The sequence below is a fragment of the Streptomyces sp. NPDC031445 genome (assembly GCF_055581365.1).
This window is the reverse complement of record NZ_JBVIJO010000001.1, coordinates 153,959-174,723: the sequence shown is the minus strand read 5'-3', so window position 1 is coordinate 174,723 and position 20,765 is coordinate 153,959. Positions and strand designations below refer to the sequence as shown.

The following is a 20,765-nucleotide window of genomic DNA, read 5'->3' as shown; positions in this document are numbered from 1 at the left end:
GACCGCAGGATGCGCGGCCGGCGGCGGCCCTTGACCTCCTGCACGGCCGCGGCCTGCCTCGACCGAGTGGTGTACCGAAGGCCGCCCTCGGCGGTCCCGCTCACCTCGTGCCGGCCGCCGCGGAGGGGACGGCCGGGGTGGGCGGGTTCGGGGGCTCGGTGAGGTGCTGGGTGCCGCCCGGGGAGGTGCAGGCGTGCGCCCCGGAGGTGAGCAGCGCACATGCCCTGGCTGTCGAGGGGCTCGGCGCCGCGACCATCGCGCTGAACGTGTCGGTGTCGTAGTGGACCTTGTTCTGGTACGTCCGGCCCCCCTCGCCGATGACCCGGGCGATGTCGCCGGGGTGTCCCCAGCTGATGCGGGACCAGGCAGCCTTGCAGGCGTCGCTGTAGCGCAGCTCCACGTACACCCCGGCGAGCTTGTACAGGGCGGCGGTCCACGCGTCGCCGCCACAGCCGGTCTGCCCGGGGTTCTTCCCGGTACAGCTGTCCGCGAAGCAGTTCACGTCCAGTTGCCTGCTCGCCGCGTCCGTGCTCACGGTGCCGTCCCGGCCGGCGTGCGCGCCCGCATGCCGGCCGAAGGCGGCGTACAGGGAGACGGACAGGCCGACGGCGGCGACCAGGGCGACCACCGTCCGGACCAGCCGCCGCCGGCCGGACCGACGGCTCACGGACGGCGGCTCCTCGGCCCGCGTGGCGGGAGCGCGCTCCGTGGAGGCAGTGGATTCCCCGGGCGGCCGGCCCCGCACGTCGTCGGCGTCGCGGGCCCCGTCCGCGCCCTCGGGCTTGTGCTCGTGCCAGGCGGTGTTCGCCAGTTCCCACAGCGCCAGGAGCCGGGCGGGATCGGCGTCGGCCAGCTTCCCGAGGGAGATCACCGCGTGCTGCGGCGGCAGTGCCTTGCCGTTGAGATAGCGTTCCCAGGAGGACTTGCTGTACGGAGTGCGGCCGCCGAGGACGGCCAGGCTCAGTCCGGCGCGGTCCTTCAACGCGCGCAGTTCGGCGACCAGATGCCGGACGTCCGAGGCGAGGCCGACGGGTAACGGCTTCCACTCAGTCACGTACGCCCTCCGGGCCCAGTGCTCTCTGGGGATCGTCGCTTTCCTTCCCTACTGTATCCACGCGGGCGATCGCGGAGCCGCTGATTCTGCACAACCAGGCCCGTGCGGAACGTAGTTGACCTCACGACGGTGAGACGGTGCCATGGGCGAAGGGACGACGGCGCGCGCCGCGCTGTGCGTACTGATTCTGGCGGTGGTGTGCGCGGGGTCCGGGGCCCCGCGGAACCAGCAGTCCCGCGACCGGCACGGCGGCGTGCCCGTCGCCGCCGGGCTGGGCGCCGCACAGCAGTTGGCGGTCGGCCGCACCCGGCGCAGCGACCTGATCGGCCTGTGGCAGAGCGTGCTGTGGGCCGACGGATACTCGGCGCGCTCCGGGGTCACCTGCACGTACGACGAGGCGACGGCCGAGGCCACCCGCGTCTGGCAGAGCAACCACCACCTGTCCGCGGACGGGATCGTCGGGCCGGCCACCTGGGGCGCCGCGGCGGAGCGTATCGTCCCCGTCGGCCGGTGGATGGTCTACCAGGGCGAGCGCTACGGTCTTCCGCTGCGCCCGGCCCCGGACGGCGTCTACGAGGTCTACGACGCCGGGCGGTTCCACCGGCTGCGCACGGACGCCGTCACCCTCGCGCGCTGCCGCTGACAGCGTCGATCCAGCTGTCGTACCGCGCGACGCCGAGTTGCCGGCCGCGGACGACGACCGTGGCACGTGCCCCGTCCGGCCCGCTCGCCACCATCGCCGTGTACGCGCCGCCGCCGGTGGCCGTCTGCTGGTCGCCGCTCGTCGTGGCGATTCGCAGCCCGGCCGTCCGCGCCGCGATGTCGACCTCCGCCCAGCTCGCCCGGCAGGCGGGACTGTACCGAAGCGTCAAGACCCGGCCGGACGCGCGCAGCCGGTGGACGACGACACTGTCGCGGTCGCACCTCTCGCGGTAGGGGTCCAGGCCCCGGCAGCCGCCCGCCCGGCACCCGGCGGCCGCCCCGTCCGCCGCGCCGTGCAAGGGCCACGGCCAGGCCGGCGCTCCCGAGGGAGCGCCGGCCGGCGGGCGGCCGTCCTCCGTCCCGCTGGTCCGGCCGTCCCACGGCCGGGCGAGCAGCAGGACGGCCAGCAGCGAGCAAGCGGCGACAGCGGCCAGCACGCCCGCGGGTGGCGGCCGTAAGCCGCGCGGGAGAACCCGGTGCGCAGCCGGCATGGGGCCTGAGGGCACGGTGTCCGGGACAACCAGGTTCCGTGCGTCACCCGCCGGACGCGGTGGTGCGGGTGCCGGGCCGGTGCCGTCGGCCGGGCGTTCCCCTGTCCAGGCGTGGGCCGCCGACTCCCACAGCACACGCAGCGGCTCGGCATCGGCCTGCGCCAGTCGTCCCAGCTCGGCGACCGCCGCCCAAGGGGGCAGTCGCCGCCCGTTGAGGTAGCGCAGCCAGGAACTGCGGCTGTAACCGGTCTTGGCGGCGACGGTCATGGTGTTCATCTCGCACCGGTCCACGTACTGGCGCAACTCCCGCACCAGCCGGGCCACCTCGGCGGGCAGATCGCCCCGCAGCGGCTGCCAGCGTCCCACGACGGCGCCCCCTTCCCCCGGAGCGCCCACTATCCCACAGCTGTCCCGTCCCGCACTCCGTCCATCGGGCATCTTCGCAGGTCAGAGGGGGACCCGTCCCAGGATCGAGGCAACTGGCGGGTGGCTCTGGTCCCAGCCGTCCGCCCGCTCCAGACTCGGGAAGGCACCTGCGTGACGGCCCCGGCCGGCCTTCCCGGCCGCCCCGGGAGGGGGACCGTGCGGGCGGCATCCGACGCCCGCACGAAGCACCCGGCCCACGCGGACTTCCGGTCCGGCCGCCGCGGGTGCAGCACGCCACTCACGCACGCTGCGAGGGAATTCCGGCATGACGGCTCACGGCAGCTCGCCCGGTACGGACGAGTCGGAGATCGCGAACACCACGTCGACCACCACCGGCAGGCGCAGCAGGCCGCCTGCCACGAGAAGGCCGGGCTCGGGCGCGGGGCGGCGGTACCGTGCCGTCGCCGACCGCCCGGACGCCCCGGCAGCCGCCTTGCCCGGCGGGCTTCAGGTTCCGGTACGCACGGTCGTGCCCGACCCGGCGGTCCGCGACCACCTCGACGTGGGGCCCGTACGGCTGTCATTGCTCGACCTGCCCGCCCCGCCGGCCGTCCAGCGGACGCCAGACCGGTACACCAGCGGCCCACCCCTGACCTGGCACCTGGTTTTCGCGCCCCGCGGGCCACTGGTCCTCGGCCGCGACCGGCGGCTCGTCCGGCTGGAGTCCGGCAGCGTGGTGTTGTGGGAGGCCACCGAGCCGTTACGGCTCCGCGCCGGCACGTCCGCCGGCTCCCGCCCGGTCCGCGCGCTGGTCCTTCACCTGCCCGAAGCGGCCTTGCCGCTGCCCGGCGACGCGCTGCGCAACGTGGCCGGGCGCCCCGTGGCGACCGGGTCGGGCCCGGCGGCCCTCCTCGCGTCCTTCGTCCTCGGGCTGGCCACGCACGTGCCATCCACCGAGGACCGGCACACCGCCTGGCTGGGCACCGCCGCCGTCAACCTCGCGACGGCCTTCCTCGACAGCGAGACCGCACTGCTTCAGGGCGGCCGGCGACAGCCGTGCCCGGCCGAACCGCTACCCACCTGCCCCCAGCCCGCCCCGCCCGCGTCCGACCTGCTGCTGCGCGGCATCAAGACGTACATCGAGCACCACCTGCACGACTTCGACCTGTCACTCGCCTCCATCGCCGCCGCCAACCACATCTCGCTGCGCTACCTGCACCACCTCTTCCAGCGGGACGGGCGCACGGTCGGCGCCTACCTGCGCGAGCGCCGCCTGGAACACTGCCGGGCCGATCTGTCCGACCCGGCCGAGGCGCGGCGCGGCGTGGGCGAGATCGCGAGGCGCTGGGGCTTCCGCGACCCGGCCGTGTTCAACCGGACGTTCAAGTCGGTCTACGGGGTCACGCCCGGTGCGTACCGCAGGCAGCGGCTGCGGTCGTGACCGCGCACCCGGCCGGTCTTGCGCGGGGCGGCGCGCCGGTCACGACCGGAGCGCGGCCCAGGTCTTGACGCCGACCTCACCGTCGACCTGGAGGTGGTGCCCGCTCTGGAACTTCTTGACCTCGGTCAGCGTGTCGTAGCCGAAGACGCCGTCCACCCCGCTGGGGCCGACGTTGTAGCCGCGGGCCTTGAGGATGCACTGGACTTCCTTCACACGGGAGCCCTTCTGGCCGTAGACGGTGAGAGCGGTGCCGGAGTAGTACGTGCAGGACTTCCAGGGCTTGGCGGGTGTGGCCGGCGGCGGGGCGTGTTGCGTAGCCGGGGCGTGGGTGGCGGGTGGCGGGGCGTGTTCCGTGGCCGGAGCGGGCGCGGGGGGCCGCGTGGCCGGCGGGGGATCGTACGGCTGCTGCGGCCGGGCAGGGTCGGGAACGCCGCCGGGCGGCTGGTTCCCCGGGGACGCCGGAGCCGTAACGGTCGCGGTGACCGCCGTCCTGGGCCGCGGCCGCGGCCGTGCGGAGGACGGTTCGGCGTGCGGCGAGTTCGTGGTGGAGGAGGCGTGTGACCCCGCGGGTGTGGGCGCAGCGGTCTGGCGGGCGGTGTCTCCTCCGGAGGCCCCCAGGGCGACAGCCGCTCCCATGATCGCGACCGCTGCCGCCGCGCCCGCCACCAGCGGCCATCGGCGTCGCCCGGTCACCTCCTTCGCCGGCTCCTCCGGCTTCGTGCGGCGCAGGATCGTCAGCTGGTCCATGGGCGGCACCGCCACCGCGGTTCCGCGCCAGTCCGCCCGTGCGGCGACGGTCTCGGTGATCGCGTCAGGCCACTGCGCGTCGGTGGCCTGCCCCCGCGTGGCCTCGACGACGTCCTGCGGGCTCGGCCGCCGCCGCGGGTCCTTGACCAGGCACCGGCCGATCAGTTCGGCGAGACCGGGGTCGCGCCGGGCGGCCTCGGCGATCACCTGCTCGTCCGGCGGCGCGTAGATGATCCGGTGGACGACGTCACCGGTGGTGCCCTCGCCGAAGGGCGCCGAGCCCGTGACCGCGGCGGCGAGGACCGAGCCGAGGGAGAACACGTCCGAGGCCGTGCGCACGTCGCGGCCGTTCGCCTGTTCCGGGGACATGAAGGCCGGGGTGCCCAGCTGCTGACCGGTCATGGTGATCGAACTGGCGTCGGCGGTGTGCGCCACCCCGAAGTCGATGATGCGTGCGCCGTCCGGCCCCAGCAGGACGTTGGACGGTTTGAGGTCGCGGTGGACGATGCCCACGGCGGCGATCGCGGTGAGCGCCTGCCCGATCTCGTGCGCCAGCCTCCACACGACCGGCGCGGGCAGCGGCCCGTACCGCTCGACGGCCTCGCCCAGGCTGAGCCCGGGCACGTAGGCCGTGGCCATCCACAGCAGTTCGTCGCGGTCGTAACCGGAGTCGAGCAGCTCGGCGGTGTACGTCCCGTGCACCCGGCGTACGGCCTCGATCTCGCGTTCGAAGCGACGGCGGAACCGCTCGTCCTCGGCGTACTCCGAGCGGATCACCTTCACCGCGACGAGCGACCCGGACCCGTACGCCCCCTCGGTGCCGGACTCCCGCCCGAGGTACAGCCGGCCCATCCCCCCGCGGCCCAGCCGGGCGAGCACCCGGTAGGGCCCGATGTCCGGCGGGTCGGAGCGGCGCAGCGCCTCGGCGCCGAGCAACGCCAGGTCGGCCGCGGACAGCTCGGCCGCGAACGGGCCGCCGGCTCCGGCGGCAGGGGGGTTCGTGTCGGGCATGGGGCGTCCCTGGTCCTTCTCGTGGCTCTTACGCGCCGCCCGCGTGCGAGATGTTGGTGAGGATCTTCTGGACCTGCTGCTGCAGGTGCTCCAGCGAGGCCCTCATCTTGTCCAGGTCCCCCTTGGCCTGCGGCCACACCTCGCCCCTGAACCTCTGCGCCAGCGGACCGTCCCAGTTGTTCGGGTCGCTCAAGGTCTGCCCATGACTGTTGAGCTGCCCGATGAGACCGGGGAGCTGACTGGTGATGAGGCTCAGCATTTTCCCAGCTTCCTGGTGGGCCAGGTCGGTGGACTTTACGGTCGCCATTCGGTTCTCCTTGTAGCAGCCTGTCGACTTGCCCAGGAATTGTCTGTTGCGGACTCCATAACCGTCATTGATCCACAGCGCACGCCTCTTGACGGTCGGTGCAAGTCGGGACCGGCGATCAGCGTCAATAACCGACCTGGCCCTCACCGAGTCGCCACCTGATCAGCCGTACGACGGCTTGTAATCGTCGTTACCGAGGGCCTTCAGCGGTTCGTCCTGCTCCATGCGGCCGAATGCGTCGAGCAATTCGTTGACGGTGACCTTGTCGTTGCCGACGGTGTAGTCGTCCGGATGGTCGAGGATGCGTGTGATGTACTTCTGGTCGTGCGCCGCGTCGCCGGTGAAGTGGACCATCTTGCCCCAAGGGTCATGGACCTGGTTCTGCGCACCCAGCAGCCCGAGGGTATGCGTGAACGCGCCCGCCGCGAGCTTGCGGTTCACCTCGTAAGCACGGGGATGGCCACCGGCCGGAAAGACCTTGTCCAGCAACATCTTCATGCCTGGATCGACCGCGGAGTAGGCGCTCTGCAGGGCGCCCAGCGCCGCCGTGGCCGCCACACCCTCCGGCTCGATCACCATGAAGGCCACGTTCACGTAGCCGCCTTGGATCATGCTTTTGATCAACTTGTTGTCCGGGCCCGCCGCGTTGAGTGCCTTCAGAAACAACGCGACGTCCTGACCGGTGTTCGCTCCCGTGATGCGCTGCCATTCCTCCAGCTCCCGTCTGGAGAACCCGGTCGGCGGCGCAACGCCGTGCAACACGCCGTACGCATAGAAGTTGTTCATCGCACCCGCCACGTGCTTCCACTCACTGTTCGTCAGTGTCGGCGCCCCCTCCCCAAACAGGCCCAGCGACACCTTGTGCATCAAGTCCCGGGCGGCCTGCGGCGAGTGCTCCCCCCTCATCCCGACGGCCAGCATCGTCATCACCTTGGCGCTGTACTGACGATCGCCGTAGAACATTTGGCGGACCTCGTCCGGCGTCAGGGACCTCGCCAGGAAGTACGAGGCCGAGGGATCGGCTGCTAAGGCGTCCAGAAGCTGCGCCTTCTGCCCGCTGCTGATGTGGCTCCAGGGAAACCCCGGGGCCCCTGGGCCGCCATGGCCCGCCGGTGCCGCCAGGCGCATAGCTACCAGTCGGGTCGTGTGCGCGCTGACGGCGCCACTGGAGTAGGCGCTGACCAGGGCGGGGATGCCGCCGACGGCGAGTGCGGTATCCAGGTGGGGGGCGTCGAGGGCGTTGTAGAACCCGGCGCAAAAGTACGGATCGTCGGCGTGCTTGGCTAACTCCTGCAGGATCGGCTTGGCCGCCTCGGGGCTCGATCCCAGCCGGTTGTCGTCGCTGGGCGGCTGCAACGCCATGAGCTTGGTCGCGAGTCCCGCGCCGGCCGTCATCCTGGTTTGGTTCTGCTGCTGGAGACGGTTGTAGGCCGCCATGACGTCCGACTCCTCGGCGGTGACGACCCGGTGGCCGCCCAGCGCGCTGTGCTGGGTCTGCTGGAACGCAATGGCGACGGTGCGGACGTCCCGGTCCGTGTAGTACGCCCTGGACACCACCGCCGCGACCTCGGCGTCCAGTTCGACGCACGGATGGCCGGCGTTCTGGTATGCCAGCAGGGCAGGTCGCAGCACACTGCTGATCCAGTTCTGCAGGTCCTGGGCCGCCCACGTACAGGCTGCGGAATACTCGATAAGGTTCTCGGGAATCGCTGACACCATAGAGAGGGCACCCTCGCGCTAGTTGTTGTCCTTCAGTGCCTTTTCCCGGGCGTCGTAAACGGCGCCTCGTAAGGACATGGCCGCCAGCCTAAGCTCACTGAGTGCGTTCTGCTGCCCGCGGAACTCGGCCTCGAAAGCGTTCCTTTTGCTGCCCGACCAGTTGTCGCTGCGCTTGTCGCCAAGCAGCACACGGCGCTTTTTCGTGCGCAGGTGGATCAGCTTCTCCAGCTTGTCCACCAGCTGGGTCAGCTGACGTTCGAGCCAGTCCGCCGCTTCGGCCTCAACGGATGCCATCTGTTCGCCCCCCTTGGTCGATTCGGTCGTGACGTTTTTCGTGATGTCGGCCCGAGGACGAGTCCACGCCCGCTGAGCGTGTGATCAGCCGCGGTGGGACCGACGGTGCTGTGCCGGGCGATGGTGCCGCGGCGGCCTGGCCTCCTACCTCGCAGTGCAGCTGGACCACCCGACTTGCTGCGCAGGTCGGTGACCGTGCATTGATCGCAGCATCTTCCAGGTGCCAGGCCCGGCCGTCATTGACCTCGCACGCACACCCGTACGCCCCGCACGCAATCGTCACCGCGCCACCTGCACCCCGCCCGCCACCCCGTCCGTGACCAGATACCCCCGCCCCGGAAGGGCCGCCAGGCGGTCGTGCCGGGGCAGGGCGGCGCCGAGGAGGTCGCCGTCCAGGTCGTGGTCCGGGGCGAGCAGGATGCCGCAGCGGCTGTCGCGGGCGTGCTGGGTCCAGTGGCCGTAGGTGCGGCGCAGCGCGTCGGCACGGCCGGCGGCGACGAGGTGGTGTCCGGGCCCGGCCGCGGACAGCCAGCGCTCCAGGACCCCGAGGTCGTCCTCGACCGTGTCGGCGTCGTCGACGAGGAGGAGGGCCGGGCCGGGGTGCGGGACCAGGGCCGCTTCGAGGCCGCTGTAGTCGGTGACGAGAGTGGTCAGGCAGGGCAGGTCACGCAAGGGCGAGCGGCGGGGGGCGAACGCGACCACAGCCGGCGGGTCCGCCGCGCCGGCCACCTGGCGTGCGATCGTGCACAGGGCGGTGGAGCGGCCGGACCGCTGTGGCCCCGCGATCAGCGCGTGCTCCTGTTCGTACAGCCGCAGGGCCGCACCTGCGAGGGTGTCCGCGTCCACTCCGACCGGGACGTGCCAGGGCTCGGCGGCCACCGAGGCCGCTGCCGCGAGGGCCTCGATGGTGATCTCCGCGGGCAGCAGGCCGACGCGTGGCGCGGTGGTGACGGCGCCGGGCCACCGGGCGGCGCGGGCGGCCACCGCGGTGCCGAGGTCCTCGGCGGGCAGGCCGATCTGGATCACCTGGCGCGTCGCGGCCACCAGCGCGCGCCCGGGGACGTAGGCGGGGACGGCGCCGCGCGGCACGTCGAAGTAGCCGTACTCGCCGGGGTCGGCCATGCGCATCAGCAGCTTCTGCTGGGTCAGCGCCGCCCACGGGGACGGCACCGCGCCGGACCGGTCGGCGGTGACGGCGAAGCGGATGCCGACGGCCGGCCCGTCCGCGTAGACCCGGGCCAGTTCGTCGATGAGGTTCATCCCGGCGATGTCCTTGTCGAAGTCCGACAGCAACGCCCCGAGGTTGTCCAGGAGCACCAGCCAGTCCGGGGCGGGCTCGCCGTGGCCGGACGCCGCGCCGCCGCGGGTCTTGCGTTCGTCGAGTTCCCGGCGCAGCAACCGGATGAGGCGGACCTGCCGCTCGCGTTCGGCCGGTCCGATGTGGGCCCCGGTGTGCGGCAGGCCGGCCAGCGGCGCCAGGTCGCCCGCGCCCATGTCGAGGGCGAAGACGTGGCACCGCTCGGGCGGCTGGGCGCCGGCGACGGCCAGGGCGAGGGCAGCCAGGGCGGTGGACGTCCCCGAGCCGCCGCTGCCGTAGATCAGGACGTTCCCCGCCGCGGGGTCCCAGCCGACCGGGTACTGCCGCTGCCGCTCGGGGTCATCGGCGAGGGCGTACGCGGGGAGGCCGGCGGCCTCTGTCTGCAGACCGCGTTCCGCGACGGGCGGCAGATCGGCGGTGCGTACGACGGCGGGCAGCGGGTCGGGCCAGGGGCGGCGCGGCGCGGCGAAACCGGCCAGCCCTGCCGCCTCCCCGGCGGCCGCGACCAGGCGCTGCAGGTCGGTCGCCGCGCCGGTTTCCGGCGCACTCGGCTCGGCGGCTGGCAGGGCCAGCAGGAAGGGTGCCGCGGTCGCCGGGGCCGTGACGGCTGTCGCGGGGGTCACACCGGTGGACAGCGCGGTCTGCACCGGTACGACTTCACGGGCGCTGAGCCGGTAGAAGGCGCGGCCCCACTGCCGGCTGCCGATCGCCGCGGCGGCCGGATTGTCGACGACGTCCTGCGAGTCGCCGGTGGACTCCAGGCGGAGCGCGATGCGGAGCTTGACATTGTTCTTGATCGCGTCGCTGACGGAGCCGGCGGGCCGCTGGGTCGCCATGATCAGATGCACGCCGAGGCTGCGGCCGCGCTGCGCGATGCCGACGAGGGCGTCCACGAAGTCCGGGAGCGCCTTGACCAGCGTGGCGAACTCGTCGATGACCACGGCCAGCCGCGGCATCGGCTCGAGTCCGGTCCGCCCGGTGTCCCGCAGCCGCTGGTAGTCGCGCACGTGGCTCAGGCCTGTCTCGCGCAACAGCCGTTCGCGGTGGTGCAGTTCGGCCTCCAGGCAGCGCAGGGCACGTTCGCTGAGCTGCTCGTCGAGGTCGGTGACCAGCCCGACGGTGTGCGGCAGGGCGGCGCATTCGTCCAGCGCGCCGCCGCCCTTGTAGTCGATCAGCGCGAAGGTGAGGTGCTCCGGGTCGGCGTCGACCGCCATGCTCGCGATGAGCGTGCGCAGCAGCTCGCTCTTGCCGGAACCGGTCGTCCCGGCGATGAGCGCGTGCGGTCCGTCGTCGTCGAGGTCGATGGTGAACAGGTCGCGTTCGGTGACGCCCAGCACCGCCCGGACCCGTAGCTCGGACACCCGTTTCTTCCAGTGGCCGGCCACCGCGACGCCGTCCACGCTCTCCAGGTCCAGCAGGGGGAGCAGAGAGATCCGGTCGGGTAGTCCGGCGCCGTCGATCCGCAGTTCCGGGTCCTCGAAGCGGGCCAGCGCCCGTGCGGTGTCCCGCGCTTCGGCCGGCGGCATGCCGTCCAGCAGCACCCGCTCCACGGTGGCGCCCAGGGCCACGTCATGGACCTGCCCGATGCCCTCGGGCGAGACGGTGACCACGCGGGTGCACAGCGCGGGCAGACGGGTGGTCAGCACCAGCGCCCCGCAGCGCACCGAGGTGCCCGCGATCAGGTCCCGGAGCCGGTTGGGGCGGCCCTCCAGCAGGGTGACGCCGTCCACGACCACGAGCAGCACCGGACCTGCGGCCGGCCGGCCGGCCGCGGCCTGCGCGGGCGGCCCGGCGGCGAGCAGGTGCTGGGCCAGCGTGTCGGCCTGCTCCGGACCGACCGCCACCAGCCGTGCCGTCCCGGACCGTACGTCGGCTCCGTGCGGCAGCCACTTGGTCCAGTCCCAGTCGGCGAGCCGGTCGGCGTCGGTGAAGAGCGCGACCGTGACGTCCGCGGGCCCGCTGCCCACCACGGCCTGGCACAGCAGGGACCGGGCGACGGCGAGGCACGCCTTCCGGTTGCCCTCCAGGCCCACGGCCTCGCCCGCCGAGACTCCCACCACCACGGGCACCTGCGGCAGTACGGGGTGCCGCGCGAGTACGGCCGCGGCTTCCGGGGCCGGCTCGGTGGAGCCCCGGTCCAACGGCGGTTCCCAGGGCAGGTCAGCCGTCCCGGCCACGAGGTGGAGGAAGTCGTCCGCGGCCGGACGCCGTTCCCACAGCGTGGCCCCGGGGGCGGTGGCCCGGTGGAGCACCTCGGCCGGGTCGGGGTGGGCCGCGCGGCGGGACCGTACCTCTTCGGTGTGCGCGCGCCTCACCGCCGTCTCGAACTCCGCCAGCCGGGCGGCGTATTCACGGCTGCCCCGGCGCAGCGCGGACCTGCCGCGCAGACGTTCCTCGGCGAAGTTGGCCAGGAACATCAGCGGGGTGAGCGCCGCGATGGCCGCGTAGCGCGGGTCACCGGTCAGCACGACGGTCGCGGCGGCCATGGCCAGCGGGCCGAGCAAGGCCGCGACGCTGAAGGGAGCCTTGTGCGTACGAGCCGGCGGCGCGGGGACCACGATCGGCGCCGCGCCGCCCGGGCGCCCGCCCCGCGGCGGGCGGTTGAACGGCAGCGTCCCACCGGGCCCGGCCTCGCGGACGGCGTTGATCCGCTGCACCGGGCCGAGCCGGTCCGCGGGCAGGACGCGGAGGAGCACTTCGCCGCCGAGCGACACCAGGTCGTCGGCATGGACGCGGACCGTCTCGCGGATTCGCGCGCCGTCGACGTCCGTGCCGTTCGCCGAGCCGAGATCGGTGACGGTGACCCGGCCGTCGGGCAGGACGTCGACTGCGGCGTGGAGCCGCGAAACCCCCGTGGCCACCACGCGGACGTCCGCTTCCGCTCCGCGCCCGACGACCGTGCGGCCCACCGCCAGCGGGACGCTGCGGCCCGCCTCCAGACCGCCCACCAGCCGCAGGACGACCGCCGGCTTCCGCAGTCCGCCGGCCACAGGGCCACGGCCGCCGGCAACCCGCGACCCGTGCACGAGACCGGACTCGTTCACCATCGTCTCGGGCGGCATCACCCGGCCGTCCACGGCGAGCACACGGCCCGGCATTCCCACGGCCGCGGCCAGATCGACGAGGGTGGCGTCCGGGCGTCCGAAGCGCACCTCCACGTCCCACTCGCGTCCACCGTCGACACAGACGATCCGCACCGCGCCCTTCTCCTCATCGGTCCAGATGACGGGCGTCCAGCCTTCCTCGGCTCGCCGGGGAAGGCATCGGCACCGCGTGCACACCGGTTGACCGAGCACGCAACAGCACCGCCGTGCCCCGGCAGGACCAGCGTGGCCCCGAGCCGGCGGCCGGTCGTCCCCCGACCGCCCTCACGACAGGAACGCTGTGCGTTGTGCGTCAATGACACTCCCGCCGCCGGACGGGACGATGTCGGGCAGGCCAGGAAGGACAGGGGGAACGGATCATGTCACGTGGAATCAGGACCGGTCGGCCGGCGATTCGGCTGGCGGGGGTCGTGGTCTTGGGCGCAGTGGTCGCGGGGCTCACGCCCACGACCGCGTCGTCGGCCGGCGGCAACTGGTGCGGCAGCTGGCTCAAGGACCCATCGGTCGCCTACGGCGTCAAGATGGTGCCGGGCACCCGGGCTTACCACGGGGCCGGCCACTTCCAGGTGAACCAGGGGTACTACGGCCCTCATTGGTACGCATGGGCATACGAGAGGAACGCCGGACTCGGTCCCGCGCTGAACTGGCGCTACAGGAAGAACAAGGCCCTGTACACCTGCTATCCCCGGACCGAGGGCGGAACCTACACCCCGGGCGTTCCCGACTATCAGGCGTACAAGGTCCAGGCGGAGCTCGAAGGACACCCCAATGTCTACGGACCAGCCGTCTACTGGGGAGGATGACCGGCGCTCCCGTGGCGCCGGGCCACTGGTGCCGCGGGGTTCACGGCGGGATCGGCATCCTGGGGCGATCCGCGACGCGACGGGGAACCGGAGGGGACGTTCATGAGGCGCGCTCTGGCGGCGCTGCTGATCACGGCGGCCGTCACCGCGGCGACGGCCACCGGTTGCACCACCGGCACGTCCCGGGCATCCGACGGCGCCGCAGCGGGAACACCCCCGCTCCGCACGGTGTCCCACCCCGCTCCGGGCGCTGATCTGCGGTTGCGCCTGGACTCCTACGACCTGTCCGTCCAGCAGCATGTGCAGATCCAGAACGCCGAGAACCGCTTCCTCAGGCAGTGCATGAGGAACTACGGACTCACCCTGCGGACGCCGGCCACCCACGCCCTGGCCTACCCCCGGAACATGCCTCTTCTGGGGCAGCTCGACGCACTGCAGGTGTCGCGGTACGGGTACCAGGGGCCCCCAGGGGTGGCCGCCGACCTGATCGCGGTGTCCAAGAACGGTTCCTGGGACCTGATCGTGCAGCCCGCCCTGCTCCCGGTGTTCGAGGGACGGATCGCCGGCTTCCACGGCAAGCCGGTGCCCGCCGGCGGATGCTTCGGCGCTGTGCAACGGCGACTCGACGCGGGCGCACCACACGTCCGTTTCGACTCCGCCACACCCCCGATCGTTCCCGAGCGTGGCATCAGGTTCTTCAAGTCCCAGGTCTACGACCAGGCCACCCATGACGCCCGGTTCCGCCGGACCGTTGCCGAATGGAGCCGGTGCATGGGGCAGAAGGGGTTCCGTTACGACAGTCCCCAGCAGGCCCAGGGGGACCCGCGGTGGAGCACCGCCGGCACGGACGCTCGCCCGAGTGCCGTGCAGATCCGCACGGCCGTGGCAGACGACCGCTGCCGGCGGGCGGTGAACTACACGGGAACGCTCTACAGCCTGATGTCGGTCTACGAACAGCCCGTGATCAGGGCTCAGCGTCGCGTACTGCAAGAGATCAACGGACTGCTCAGGGCAAGACTGCGGAACGCCTCCTCCTTGACGGCCGAGCCCTAGGCACCCGTCGAAGCGGCGGGATCAGGCCGTCAGCGGTTCCTTGCACCGTTCGCGGGGGTCGGGCACCGCACTCCCTCCCCTTCGTCGCGTCACCGGCGGAAAGCACCAGGTCGGGGCCTCCCGCCGGCAACCGCGGGTCAGACCGCCTTGGCGGCCGGCTCCAGGATCGCCACGCACTCCACGTGGTGCGTCATAGGAAACAGATCGAACGCCCGCAGCGTCCGCACCCGGTAACCGCCCTCCCGGAAGTACCCCAGGTCCCGGGCCAGCGCAGCGGGATCGCAGGCGACGTAGGCGATGCGGCGGGCGCCGAGGGACGACAGGTGGGCGACCGTGTCGCGGCCGGCGCCGGCGCGGGGCGGGTCGAGGACGATCAGGTCGACCTCGGTGATGCCGGTGCGCGGCAGGACCGACTCGACCTTGCCCTGCTCGACGCGGACCCGCGGGAAGTCGGCCAGGTTGTGCCGCGCGTCCTCGACCGCCCGCTTGCCGGACTCGATGCCGAGGACCGCGCCCTGCTCGCCGAGACGGTCGGCGAGCGCGCCGGCGAAGAGGCCGACGCCGCAGTACAGGTCCAGGGCCGTCTCGCCCTTGCGGGGCAGCAGGCCCTGCATGACGGCGGTGACGAGCGTGTCCGCCGCCTTCGGGTGGACCTGCCAGAAGCCGCCGTTGCCCACCCGGTGCGTACGGCCGTCCGCGCGTTCGCGGACGAAGGGGCGGCCGTGGACGCGGTGCACTCCGCCGGACTTCTCGTCGACCCGCAGGACGGACACCGGCCGGTCCAGTTCGACCAGCGGCAGGCGCGCGCCCGGGCGCGGGGTGAGGATCACCTGGCGGTCTTGGGAGCCGGTGGCCGCGACGGCCTCGACCGTGTCCATGCCGGTCCAGTCCCGCTTCTCGATGCCCAGCTCGCTCACGCCCGCCGCCGCGATCATGCAGTGGTCGATGCGCTCGACCTCGTGCGAGCGGTGCCGGCGCAGACCGGCGTGGCCCTCGGCGTCGACGGCGTACTGGACGCGGGTGCGCCACTGCGGGACCTGGCCGGCGGGCAGCTTGTCGCCCTCGGCCGGGACCACGGTGCCGTCCCAGCCCGCCTCCTCGGGGGTGAGGCCGGCGAGCCGCTGGAGCTGCTCGGCGATGACGTCGGCCTTCAGCCGGCGCTGGGCGCCCGGCTTGGCGTGCTGCCAGTCGCAGCCGCCGCAGCGGCCGGGGCCGGCGAAGGGGCAGGGGGCCTCGATGCGGTCCTTGGACGCCTCCAGGACCCGTACCGCGTCCGCGCGCAGGAAGCGGGCGCCTTCCTCCCCCTCGGTCACCCTCGCCACCACCCGCTCCCCGGGCAGCGCGTGCCGGACGAACAGCACCTGTCCCTCGGAGGTGCGGGCGACGCAGTGGCCGCCGTGGGCGACGGGGCCGATCTCGACCTCGTACTCCTCGCCCACCAGAGACTTGGTCGGTTCTGCCTGCATGGTGGGGTGACTCCAGACCGGGAAATCGGGGATGGGGGGCGGCCCGCACCGGCGGGCCCGACAACAGCCCACCAGTCTACGGCCTCCCCGCCCCACCCCGGACCGCACCCGAAGGGCTCCGCCGACGCCACCCCGGACCGGATCCGAGGGCTTCCGTCGACGCCGCCCCGGACCGCACCCGAGGGCTCCGCCGACGCCACCCCGGACCGCACCGAAGGCACCCCCGACGCCGGCCAGACCCGCGCCGAGCCCTGTCCCGGTTCCCGGGGTGGCTCAGTCCCTGGCCGACGGCTCCTTCGGCCGCTCCACCGCCGGGCCACGCCGGACCGCGCCCGGTGCGTTCCACTCCTGGCGCCTGCGGGCCCGCAGCTTGGCCGCCTCCGAGGACTGCAGCTGGTACGGCACCGAGGTCACCATGACGCCCGGCGTGAACAGCAGACGGCCCTTGAGCCGCAGCGCGCTCTGGTTGTGCAGCAGGTGCTCGTACCAGTGGCCGACCACGTACTCGGGGATGATCACGGAGACCGCGTCGCGCGGGGACTCCTTGCGCAGGCCCTTGACGTACTCGATGATCGGCCGCGTGATCTCGCGGTACGGCGAGTCCAGGACCTTGAGCGGTACGTCGATCCCGCGCCGCTCCCACTCCTCGCGCAGCGCCTTGGTCTCGGCCGGGTCGACGTTGACGGTCAGCGCCTCCAGGGTGTCCGAGCGCATCAGCTTGGCGTAGGCCAGGGCGCGCAGCGTCGGACGGTGGATCTTCGAGATCAGCACCACCGAGTGCACGCGCGACGGGCGGACCATGTCGTCGGCCGGGCCCTCGGGCGCGGCGATCTCCTCGGCGACCCGGTCGTAGTGCTTCCGGATCGCGGTCATCGTCGCGTAGAAGATGCACATGCCGAGCAGGGCCACCCAGGCGCCGTGCGTGAACTTGGTGACCAGCACGACGACGAGCACCAGGCCGGTGAAGAAGGCGCCGAACGCGTTGATCGCCCGGGAGCGGACCATGTGGCTGCGCTTGGCCGGGTCCTTCTCGACCCGGAGGTGGCGGTTCCAGTGCCGGACCATGCCGGTCTGGCTGAGCGTGAAGGAGACGAACACGCCGACGATGTAGAGCTGGATCAGGCGGGTGGAGTCGGCGCCGTAGATGAAGACGAGCAGCATCGCCGTGCCCGCGAGCAGCACGATGCCGTTGGAGAAGGCGAGCCGGTCGCCGCGGGTGTGGAGCTGGCGCGGCAGGTAGCGGTCCTGGGCGAGGATCGAGCCGAGCAGCGGGAAGCCGTTGTACGCCGTGTTGGCGGCCAGGAACAGCACGAGCGCGGTGGCGGCGGCGAGGAGGACGAACAGGAAGCTGCCCTTGCCGAAGACCGCCTCGGCGACCTGGGAGATCACCGGGTTCTGGACGTAGCCGGGGCCGAGCGGGACGCCGTTGTGCAGCAGGTCGGTGGCCGGCCGTTCGGCCATGCGGACCTTGGTGGTCATGGCGAGCGCGATGATGCCGCAGAACATGGTGACGGCCAGCAGACCCATCAGGGCGAGCGTGTTGGCCGCGTTCTTGGACTTGGGCTTGCGGAAGGCCGGGACGCCGTTGGAGATGGCCTCGACGCCGGTGAGGGCGGCACAGCCGGAGGAGAAGGCGCGCAGCAGCAGGAAGACGAGCGCGAAGCCCGCGAGGCCCTGGTGCTCGGCCTTGATGTGGTAGGCGGCGGTCGGCGCCCGCATGGTGTCCCCGAGGATCAGACCGCGGAAGGCGCCCCACGCGATCATGATGAAGACACCGCCGACGAACACGTAGGTCGGGATCGCGAAGAGCTTGCCCGACTCCTTCACGCCCCGCAGGTTCATGAGCGTCAGCAGCACGATCACGGCGGCCGCGCAGAAGACCTTGTGCTCGACCACGAAGGGGATCGCGGAGCCGAGGTTCTCGATGCCGGAGGAGATGGAGACGGCGACGGTCAGAACGTAGTCCACGAGCAGGGCGCTGGCCACGGTGAGGCCGGCCTTGGGGCCCAGGTTCGTGGTCGCGACCTCGTAGTCGCCGCCGCCGCTCGGATAGGCGTGCACGTTCTGCCGGTAGGAGGCGACCACGGTGAACATCAGCACCACGACCGCGACGGCGATCCAGGGGCTGAAGTGGTACGCCGACACGCCCGCGATGGACAGGACCAGCAGGACCTCCCCCGGCGCGTAGGCGACGGAGGACAGCGGGTCGGAAGCGAAGACGGGGAGTGCGATGCGCTTCGGCAGGAGCGTTTCGCCCAGCCGGTCACTGCGCAATGCGCGCCCGATCAGGATCCGTTTGGGCACGTCGGTCAGTTTGGACACGAGAGAGGATCGTAAGCCTTCGAACTGGCACCCGCCCACCCGGCGTGCTGGATCTGCCTCACGAGTGAAATCGGGGGCGAACGGAACTACGGAATCCGTGCTTCGTGTGCCCGCCGTGCCTAGATGGCAAACCCCGCCTGTCATCGCACTTCGGAGGTTCCATGCCCGCGACCGCGGAGCTGATCGGGGCGCTGCTCGCCCTCGGCGGCCTCGGAATCCTGACCTTGTGCAGCGTGCGCAGCATCACTCGCCGACGGCTCCCGCCACCGCCCGCGGCACAGGGGTGCCCGCCGCGTGGCGCCCGTGTGTAGCTTTGGGCGTCGGTCTGAGACCCTGATGCTGAGCAGTAGCTTTTGGACACCGGAAGGACGGTCGTGCACATCGTCATCATGGGCTGTGGAAGAGTGGGTTCCGCTCTTGCCCAGACCCTGGAGCAACAGGGACACACGGTCGCCGTGATCGACCAGGACCCCACCGCCTTCCGTCGGCTGGGCCCGGGGTTCGGGGGCCGCCGGGTCACCGGGGTCGGCTTCGACCAGGACACCCTGCGCGAGGCGGGCATCGAGGAGGCCGGCGCCTTCGCCGCCGTCTCCAGCGGCGACAACTCCAACATCATCTCCGCGCGCGTGGCACGCGAGATGTTCGGCGTGGAGAACGTGGCCGCCCGGATCTACGACCCCCGCCGTGCCGAGGTCTACCAGCGTCTGGGCATCCCCACCGTGGCCACGGTCCGCTGGACCGCCGACCAGATGCTGCGCCGGCTGCTGCCTTCCGGGGCCGAGCCGCTGTGGCGCGATCCCACCGGCGGGGTGCAGCTGGCCGAGGTGCACGCCTCCCCGAAGTGGGTCGGTCACAAGATCAGCAGGCTGCAGGAGGAGACGGGCGTCCGGGTGGCGTTCCTGACCCGCCTGGGCGAGGCGATCCTGCCCACCTCGCAGACGGTGCTGCAGGAGGGCGACCTCGTGCACGTGATGATGCGGACGGACGACGTGGACAAGGTCGAGGCGGCGTTCGCCGGTGGCCCGGAAGAGGAGGGCGGTCACTGATGAGGGTCGCCATTGCCGGGGCCGGCGCCGTCGGCCGCTCGATCGCGGGCGAGCTGCTGGAGAACGGCCACGAGGTCCTGCTGATCGACAAGGCGCCGACCGCCATCTCGGTCGAGCGCGTCCCGCAGGCGGAGTGGCTGCTCGCCGACGCCTGCGAGATCACCTCCCTGGACGAGGCGGCGCTGCAGCGCTGCAACGTCGTGATCGCCGCGACCGGCGACGACAAGGTGAACCTGGTCGTCTCGCTGCTCGCCAAGACGGAGTACGGCGTTCCGCGCGTCGTGGCCCGCGTGAACAACCCGAAGAACGAGTGGCTGTTCAACGAGGCCTGGGGCGTCGACGTCGCCGTGTCCACCCCGCGCCTGATGTCCGCCCTGGTCGAGGAGGCCGTGAGCGTCGGCGACCTGGTCCGGCTGCTCCGCTTCAGCCACGGTGACGCCAACCTGGTCGAGCTGACCCTGCCGGAGGAGTCGGCGCTGGCCGGCACCCAGGTCGGGGACGTGCAGTGGCCGGAGGACACCTCCCTGGTCACGATCATCCGCGGCACCCGCGTGCTGACGCCCTCCAAGGAGGACTCCCTGGAGCCGGGCGACGAACTCCTCTTCGTGGCCGCGCAGGCCCGGGAGGAGCAGTTGGAGGACCTGCTGTCGGTGCGGCGCGAGGACTGACCGCACGACGACGAGGGGCGCCCCTGTTGCCAGGGGCGCCCCTCGTCGTCGTGGATCCGCTGAGGCTCCCGGCGGGGTCCGCCCGGCCCCTCCGCGGCCCGCTCAGTCCTCCCGGCGGTGCCGGCCGCCGGCCGCCTCGGCGGCGGCCTTCCTCTCCTCGGCCGCCTTCTCCTCCGCCTCCATCTCCGCGAACACGTCGATCGGCGCGGGCGCCTTGGCGAGGAAGACCCAGGTCAGCCACACCGCCAGCAGGAACGGCGGGATCTTGAGGATGACCAGGACCCAGCCGAGCTGCGCGGTGTCGGCCCACCAGTACAGCGGGAAGAGGATCGCGCACTTGGCGAGCAGGATCAGGCCCCAGGCCCAGCTGGCCTTGGCGTACGCCTTCTTGCGGCCGGGGTTGCGGGTGCGCCAGGAGAGGTTCTCCTTGAAGACCGGGCCGAGGATGAGGCCGATCAGGGGCACACCGGCCAGCGTCGTGATGATGTACGCCAGCGCCAGGCCCAGCGTGTAGAGCATGCCGGGGAGGTAGAAGTCCTTGGCGTTGCCGGTGAACATCGCGAACACGACGCCGAAGGCCACGCCGAAGACACCGCTGAAGGCGTGCTTGACGGTGTCCTTCATCGCCAGCCGGACGACGACCAGGATAAGCGACAGGGCCAGCGCGGCGATCGCCGCCATGTGCAGGTTCTTGTTGACCGTGAAGATCGCGACGAAGAGCAGGCCCGGCAGGACCGTCTCGACCATGCCGCGGACCCCGCCGAAGGCCTCGAACAGCGCCGCCTCGGTCACCGCGCGGGCGTCGGGCTGAGTCTGGTCGGTGTCTTGGGTCGGCTTGTCGAGGGACGTCACC

General features: G+C 72.3%; 16 protein-coding genes. 6 read left to right on the top strand and 10 right to left on the bottom strand.

Annotated features, from left to right (window positions below; genetic code table 11):
• Positions 1 to 100: 100 nt before the first annotated feature.
• Positions 101 to 1,054, bottom strand: a complete 954-nt coding sequence (locus ACZ5DC_RS00720; protein ID WP_468647970.1) for a helix-turn-helix domain-containing protein — start codon at positions 1,052 to 1,054, stop codon at positions 101 to 103.
• A 142-nt stretch (positions 1,055 to 1,196) separates the two neighbouring features.
• Between ACZ5DC_RS00720 and ACZ5DC_RS00715 the strand changes: the two genes are divergently transcribed.
• Entirely contained in the window at positions 1,197 to 1,697 is a 501-nt protein-coding gene (locus tag ACZ5DC_RS00715) for a peptidoglycan-binding domain-containing protein (RefSeq protein ID WP_468647968.1), read from the top strand.
• On the opposite strand, the gene ACZ5DC_RS00710 is transcribed toward ACZ5DC_RS00715, so the two are convergent.
• A complete protein-coding gene (locus tag ACZ5DC_RS00710) occupies positions 1,675 to 2,613 on the bottom strand; it encodes a helix-turn-helix domain-containing protein (protein WP_468647966.1) in 939 nt (312 codons plus the stop codon). The two genes, ACZ5DC_RS00715 and ACZ5DC_RS00710, sit on opposite strands and share 23 nt — an antisense overlap.
• 325 nt (positions 2,614 to 2,938) lie before the next feature.
• Between ACZ5DC_RS00710 and ACZ5DC_RS00705 the strand changes: the two genes are divergently transcribed.
• Positions 2,939 to 4,054, top strand: a complete 1,116-nt coding sequence (locus ACZ5DC_RS00705) for an AraC family transcriptional regulator (protein WP_468647964.1) — start codon at positions 2,939 to 2,941, stop codon at positions 4,052 to 4,054.
• A 39-nt stretch (positions 4,055 to 4,093) separates the two neighbouring features.
• On the opposite strand, the gene ACZ5DC_RS00700 is transcribed toward ACZ5DC_RS00705, so the two are convergent.
• From ACZ5DC_RS00700 to ACZ5DC_RS00680, 5 genes are all read right to left on the bottom strand, one after another.
• Positions 4,094 to 5,812 (bottom strand): protein kinase domain-containing protein, encoded by a 1,719-nt coding sequence (locus ACZ5DC_RS00700; protein ID WP_468647962.1) that lies wholly within the window; start codon positions 5,810 to 5,812, stop codon positions 4,094 to 4,096.
• A gap of 28 nt (positions 5,813 to 5,840) precedes the next feature.
• Positions 5,841 to 6,119: a pyrophosphorylase gene (locus tag ACZ5DC_RS00695; RefSeq protein WP_097251953.1), complete on the bottom strand. Its 279-nt coding sequence runs from the start codon at positions 6,117 to 6,119 to the stop codon at positions 5,841 to 5,843.
• Between the two features lie 162 nt (positions 6,120 to 6,281).
• Complete coding sequence (locus tag ACZ5DC_RS00690) at positions 6,282 to 7,838, bottom strand: hypothetical protein (RefSeq protein ID WP_468647961.1); 1,557 nt, start codon at positions 7,836 to 7,838, stop codon at positions 6,282 to 6,284.
• 18 nt (positions 7,839 to 7,856) lie between these two features.
• Positions 7,857 to 8,132: a hypothetical protein gene (locus ACZ5DC_RS00685; RefSeq protein WP_468647960.1), complete on the bottom strand. Its 276-nt coding sequence runs from the start codon at positions 8,130 to 8,132 to the stop codon at positions 7,857 to 7,859.
• A gap of 279 nt (positions 8,133 to 8,411) precedes the next feature.
• Positions 8,412 to 12,647 carry an FtsK/SpoIIIE domain-containing protein gene (locus ACZ5DC_RS00680; RefSeq protein WP_468647959.1) on the bottom strand — a complete coding sequence of 1,412 codons (4,236 nt, stop codon included), beginning with the start codon at positions 12,645 to 12,647 and terminating at the stop codon, positions 8,412 to 8,414.
• Positions 12,648 to 12,970: 323 nt separating this feature from the next.
• Between ACZ5DC_RS00680 and ACZ5DC_RS00675 the strand changes: the two genes are divergently transcribed.
• Positions 12,971 to 13,357, top strand: a complete 387-nt coding sequence (locus tag ACZ5DC_RS00675; RefSeq protein ID WP_468647957.1) for a hypothetical protein — start codon at positions 12,971 to 12,973, stop codon at positions 13,355 to 13,357.
• A gap of 102 nt (positions 13,358 to 13,459) precedes the next feature.
• Positions 13,460 to 14,410, top strand: a complete 951-nt coding sequence (locus ACZ5DC_RS00670; protein ID WP_468647955.1) for a hypothetical protein — start codon at positions 13,460 to 13,462, stop codon at positions 14,408 to 14,410.
• Positions 14,411 to 14,547: 137 nt separating this feature from the next.
• On the opposite strand, the gene ACZ5DC_RS00665 is transcribed toward ACZ5DC_RS00670, so the two are convergent.
• Positions 14,548 to 15,876, bottom strand: a complete 1,329-nt coding sequence (locus ACZ5DC_RS00665; RefSeq protein ID WP_468647953.1) for a class I SAM-dependent RNA methyltransferase — start codon at positions 15,874 to 15,876, stop codon at positions 14,548 to 14,550.
• 273 nt (positions 15,877 to 16,149) lie between these two features.
• Positions 16,150 to 18,198, bottom strand: a complete 2,049-nt coding sequence (locus ACZ5DC_RS00660) for an APC family permease (protein WP_468647951.1) — start codon at positions 18,196 to 18,198, stop codon at positions 16,150 to 16,152.
• A gap of 374 nt (positions 18,199 to 18,572) precedes the next feature.
• Between ACZ5DC_RS00660 and ACZ5DC_RS00655 the strand changes: the two genes are divergently transcribed.
• Together ACZ5DC_RS00655 and ACZ5DC_RS00650 are read left to right on the top strand one after the other, a co-directional pair.
• On the top strand, positions 18,573 to 19,244 hold the full coding sequence (locus ACZ5DC_RS00655; protein ID WP_196943819.1) for a potassium channel family protein: 672 nt from the start codon (positions 18,573 to 18,575) through the stop codon (positions 19,242 to 19,244).
• On the top strand, positions 19,244 to 19,912 hold the full coding sequence (locus tag ACZ5DC_RS00650) for a potassium channel family protein (protein ID WP_014675525.1): 669 nt from the start codon (positions 19,244 to 19,246) through the stop codon (positions 19,910 to 19,912). The genes ACZ5DC_RS00655 and ACZ5DC_RS00650 overlap by 1 nt, the downstream gene beginning before the upstream one ends.
• 102 nt (positions 19,913 to 20,014) lie before the next feature.
• Here ACZ5DC_RS00650 and ACZ5DC_RS00645 read toward each other — a convergent pair whose 3' ends face one another.
• Complete coding sequence (locus ACZ5DC_RS00645; protein ID WP_468647948.1) at positions 20,015 to 20,764, bottom strand: DUF3159 domain-containing protein; 750 nt, start codon at positions 20,762 to 20,764, stop codon at positions 20,015 to 20,017.
• Position 20,765: the final 1 nt, after the last annotated feature.

What these genes read in the sequence shown, in the direction of transcription:
- ACZ5DC_RS00705 (WP_468647964.1), top strand. Translation starts at nt 2,939, where the DNA reads ATGACGGCTCACGGCAGCTCGCCCGGTACGGACGAGTCGGAGATCGCG.
- ACZ5DC_RS00715 (WP_468647968.1), top strand. Translation starts at nt 1,197, where the DNA reads ATGGGCGAAGGGACGACGGCGCGCGCCGCGCTGTGCGTACTGATTCTG.
- ACZ5DC_RS00695 (WP_097251953.1), bottom strand. Translation starts at nt 6,119, where the DNA reads ATGGCGACCGTAAAGTCCACCGACCTGGCCCACCAGGAAGCTGGGAAA.
- ACZ5DC_RS00650 (WP_014675525.1), top strand. Translation starts at nt 19,244, where the DNA reads ATGAGGGTCGCCATTGCCGGGGCCGGCGCCGTCGGCCGCTCGATCGCG.
- ACZ5DC_RS00670 (WP_468647955.1), top strand. Translation starts at nt 13,460, where the DNA reads ATGAGGCGCGCTCTGGCGGCGCTGCTGATCACGGCGGCCGTCACCGCG.
- ACZ5DC_RS00690 (WP_468647961.1), bottom strand. Translation starts at nt 7,838, where the DNA reads ATGGTGTCAGCGATTCCCGAGAACCTTATCGAGTATTCCGCAGCCTGT.
- ACZ5DC_RS00685 (WP_468647960.1), bottom strand. Translation starts at nt 8,132, where the DNA reads ATGGCATCCGTTGAGGCCGAAGCGGCGGACTGGCTCGAACGTCAGCTG.
- ACZ5DC_RS00700 (WP_468647962.1), bottom strand. Translation starts at nt 5,812, where the DNA reads ATGCCCGACACGAACCCCCCTGCCGCCGGAGCCGGCGGCCCGTTCGCG.
- ACZ5DC_RS00665 (WP_468647953.1), bottom strand. Translation starts at nt 15,876, where the DNA reads ATGCAGGCAGAACCGACCAAGTCTCTGGTGGGCGAGGAGTACGAGGTC.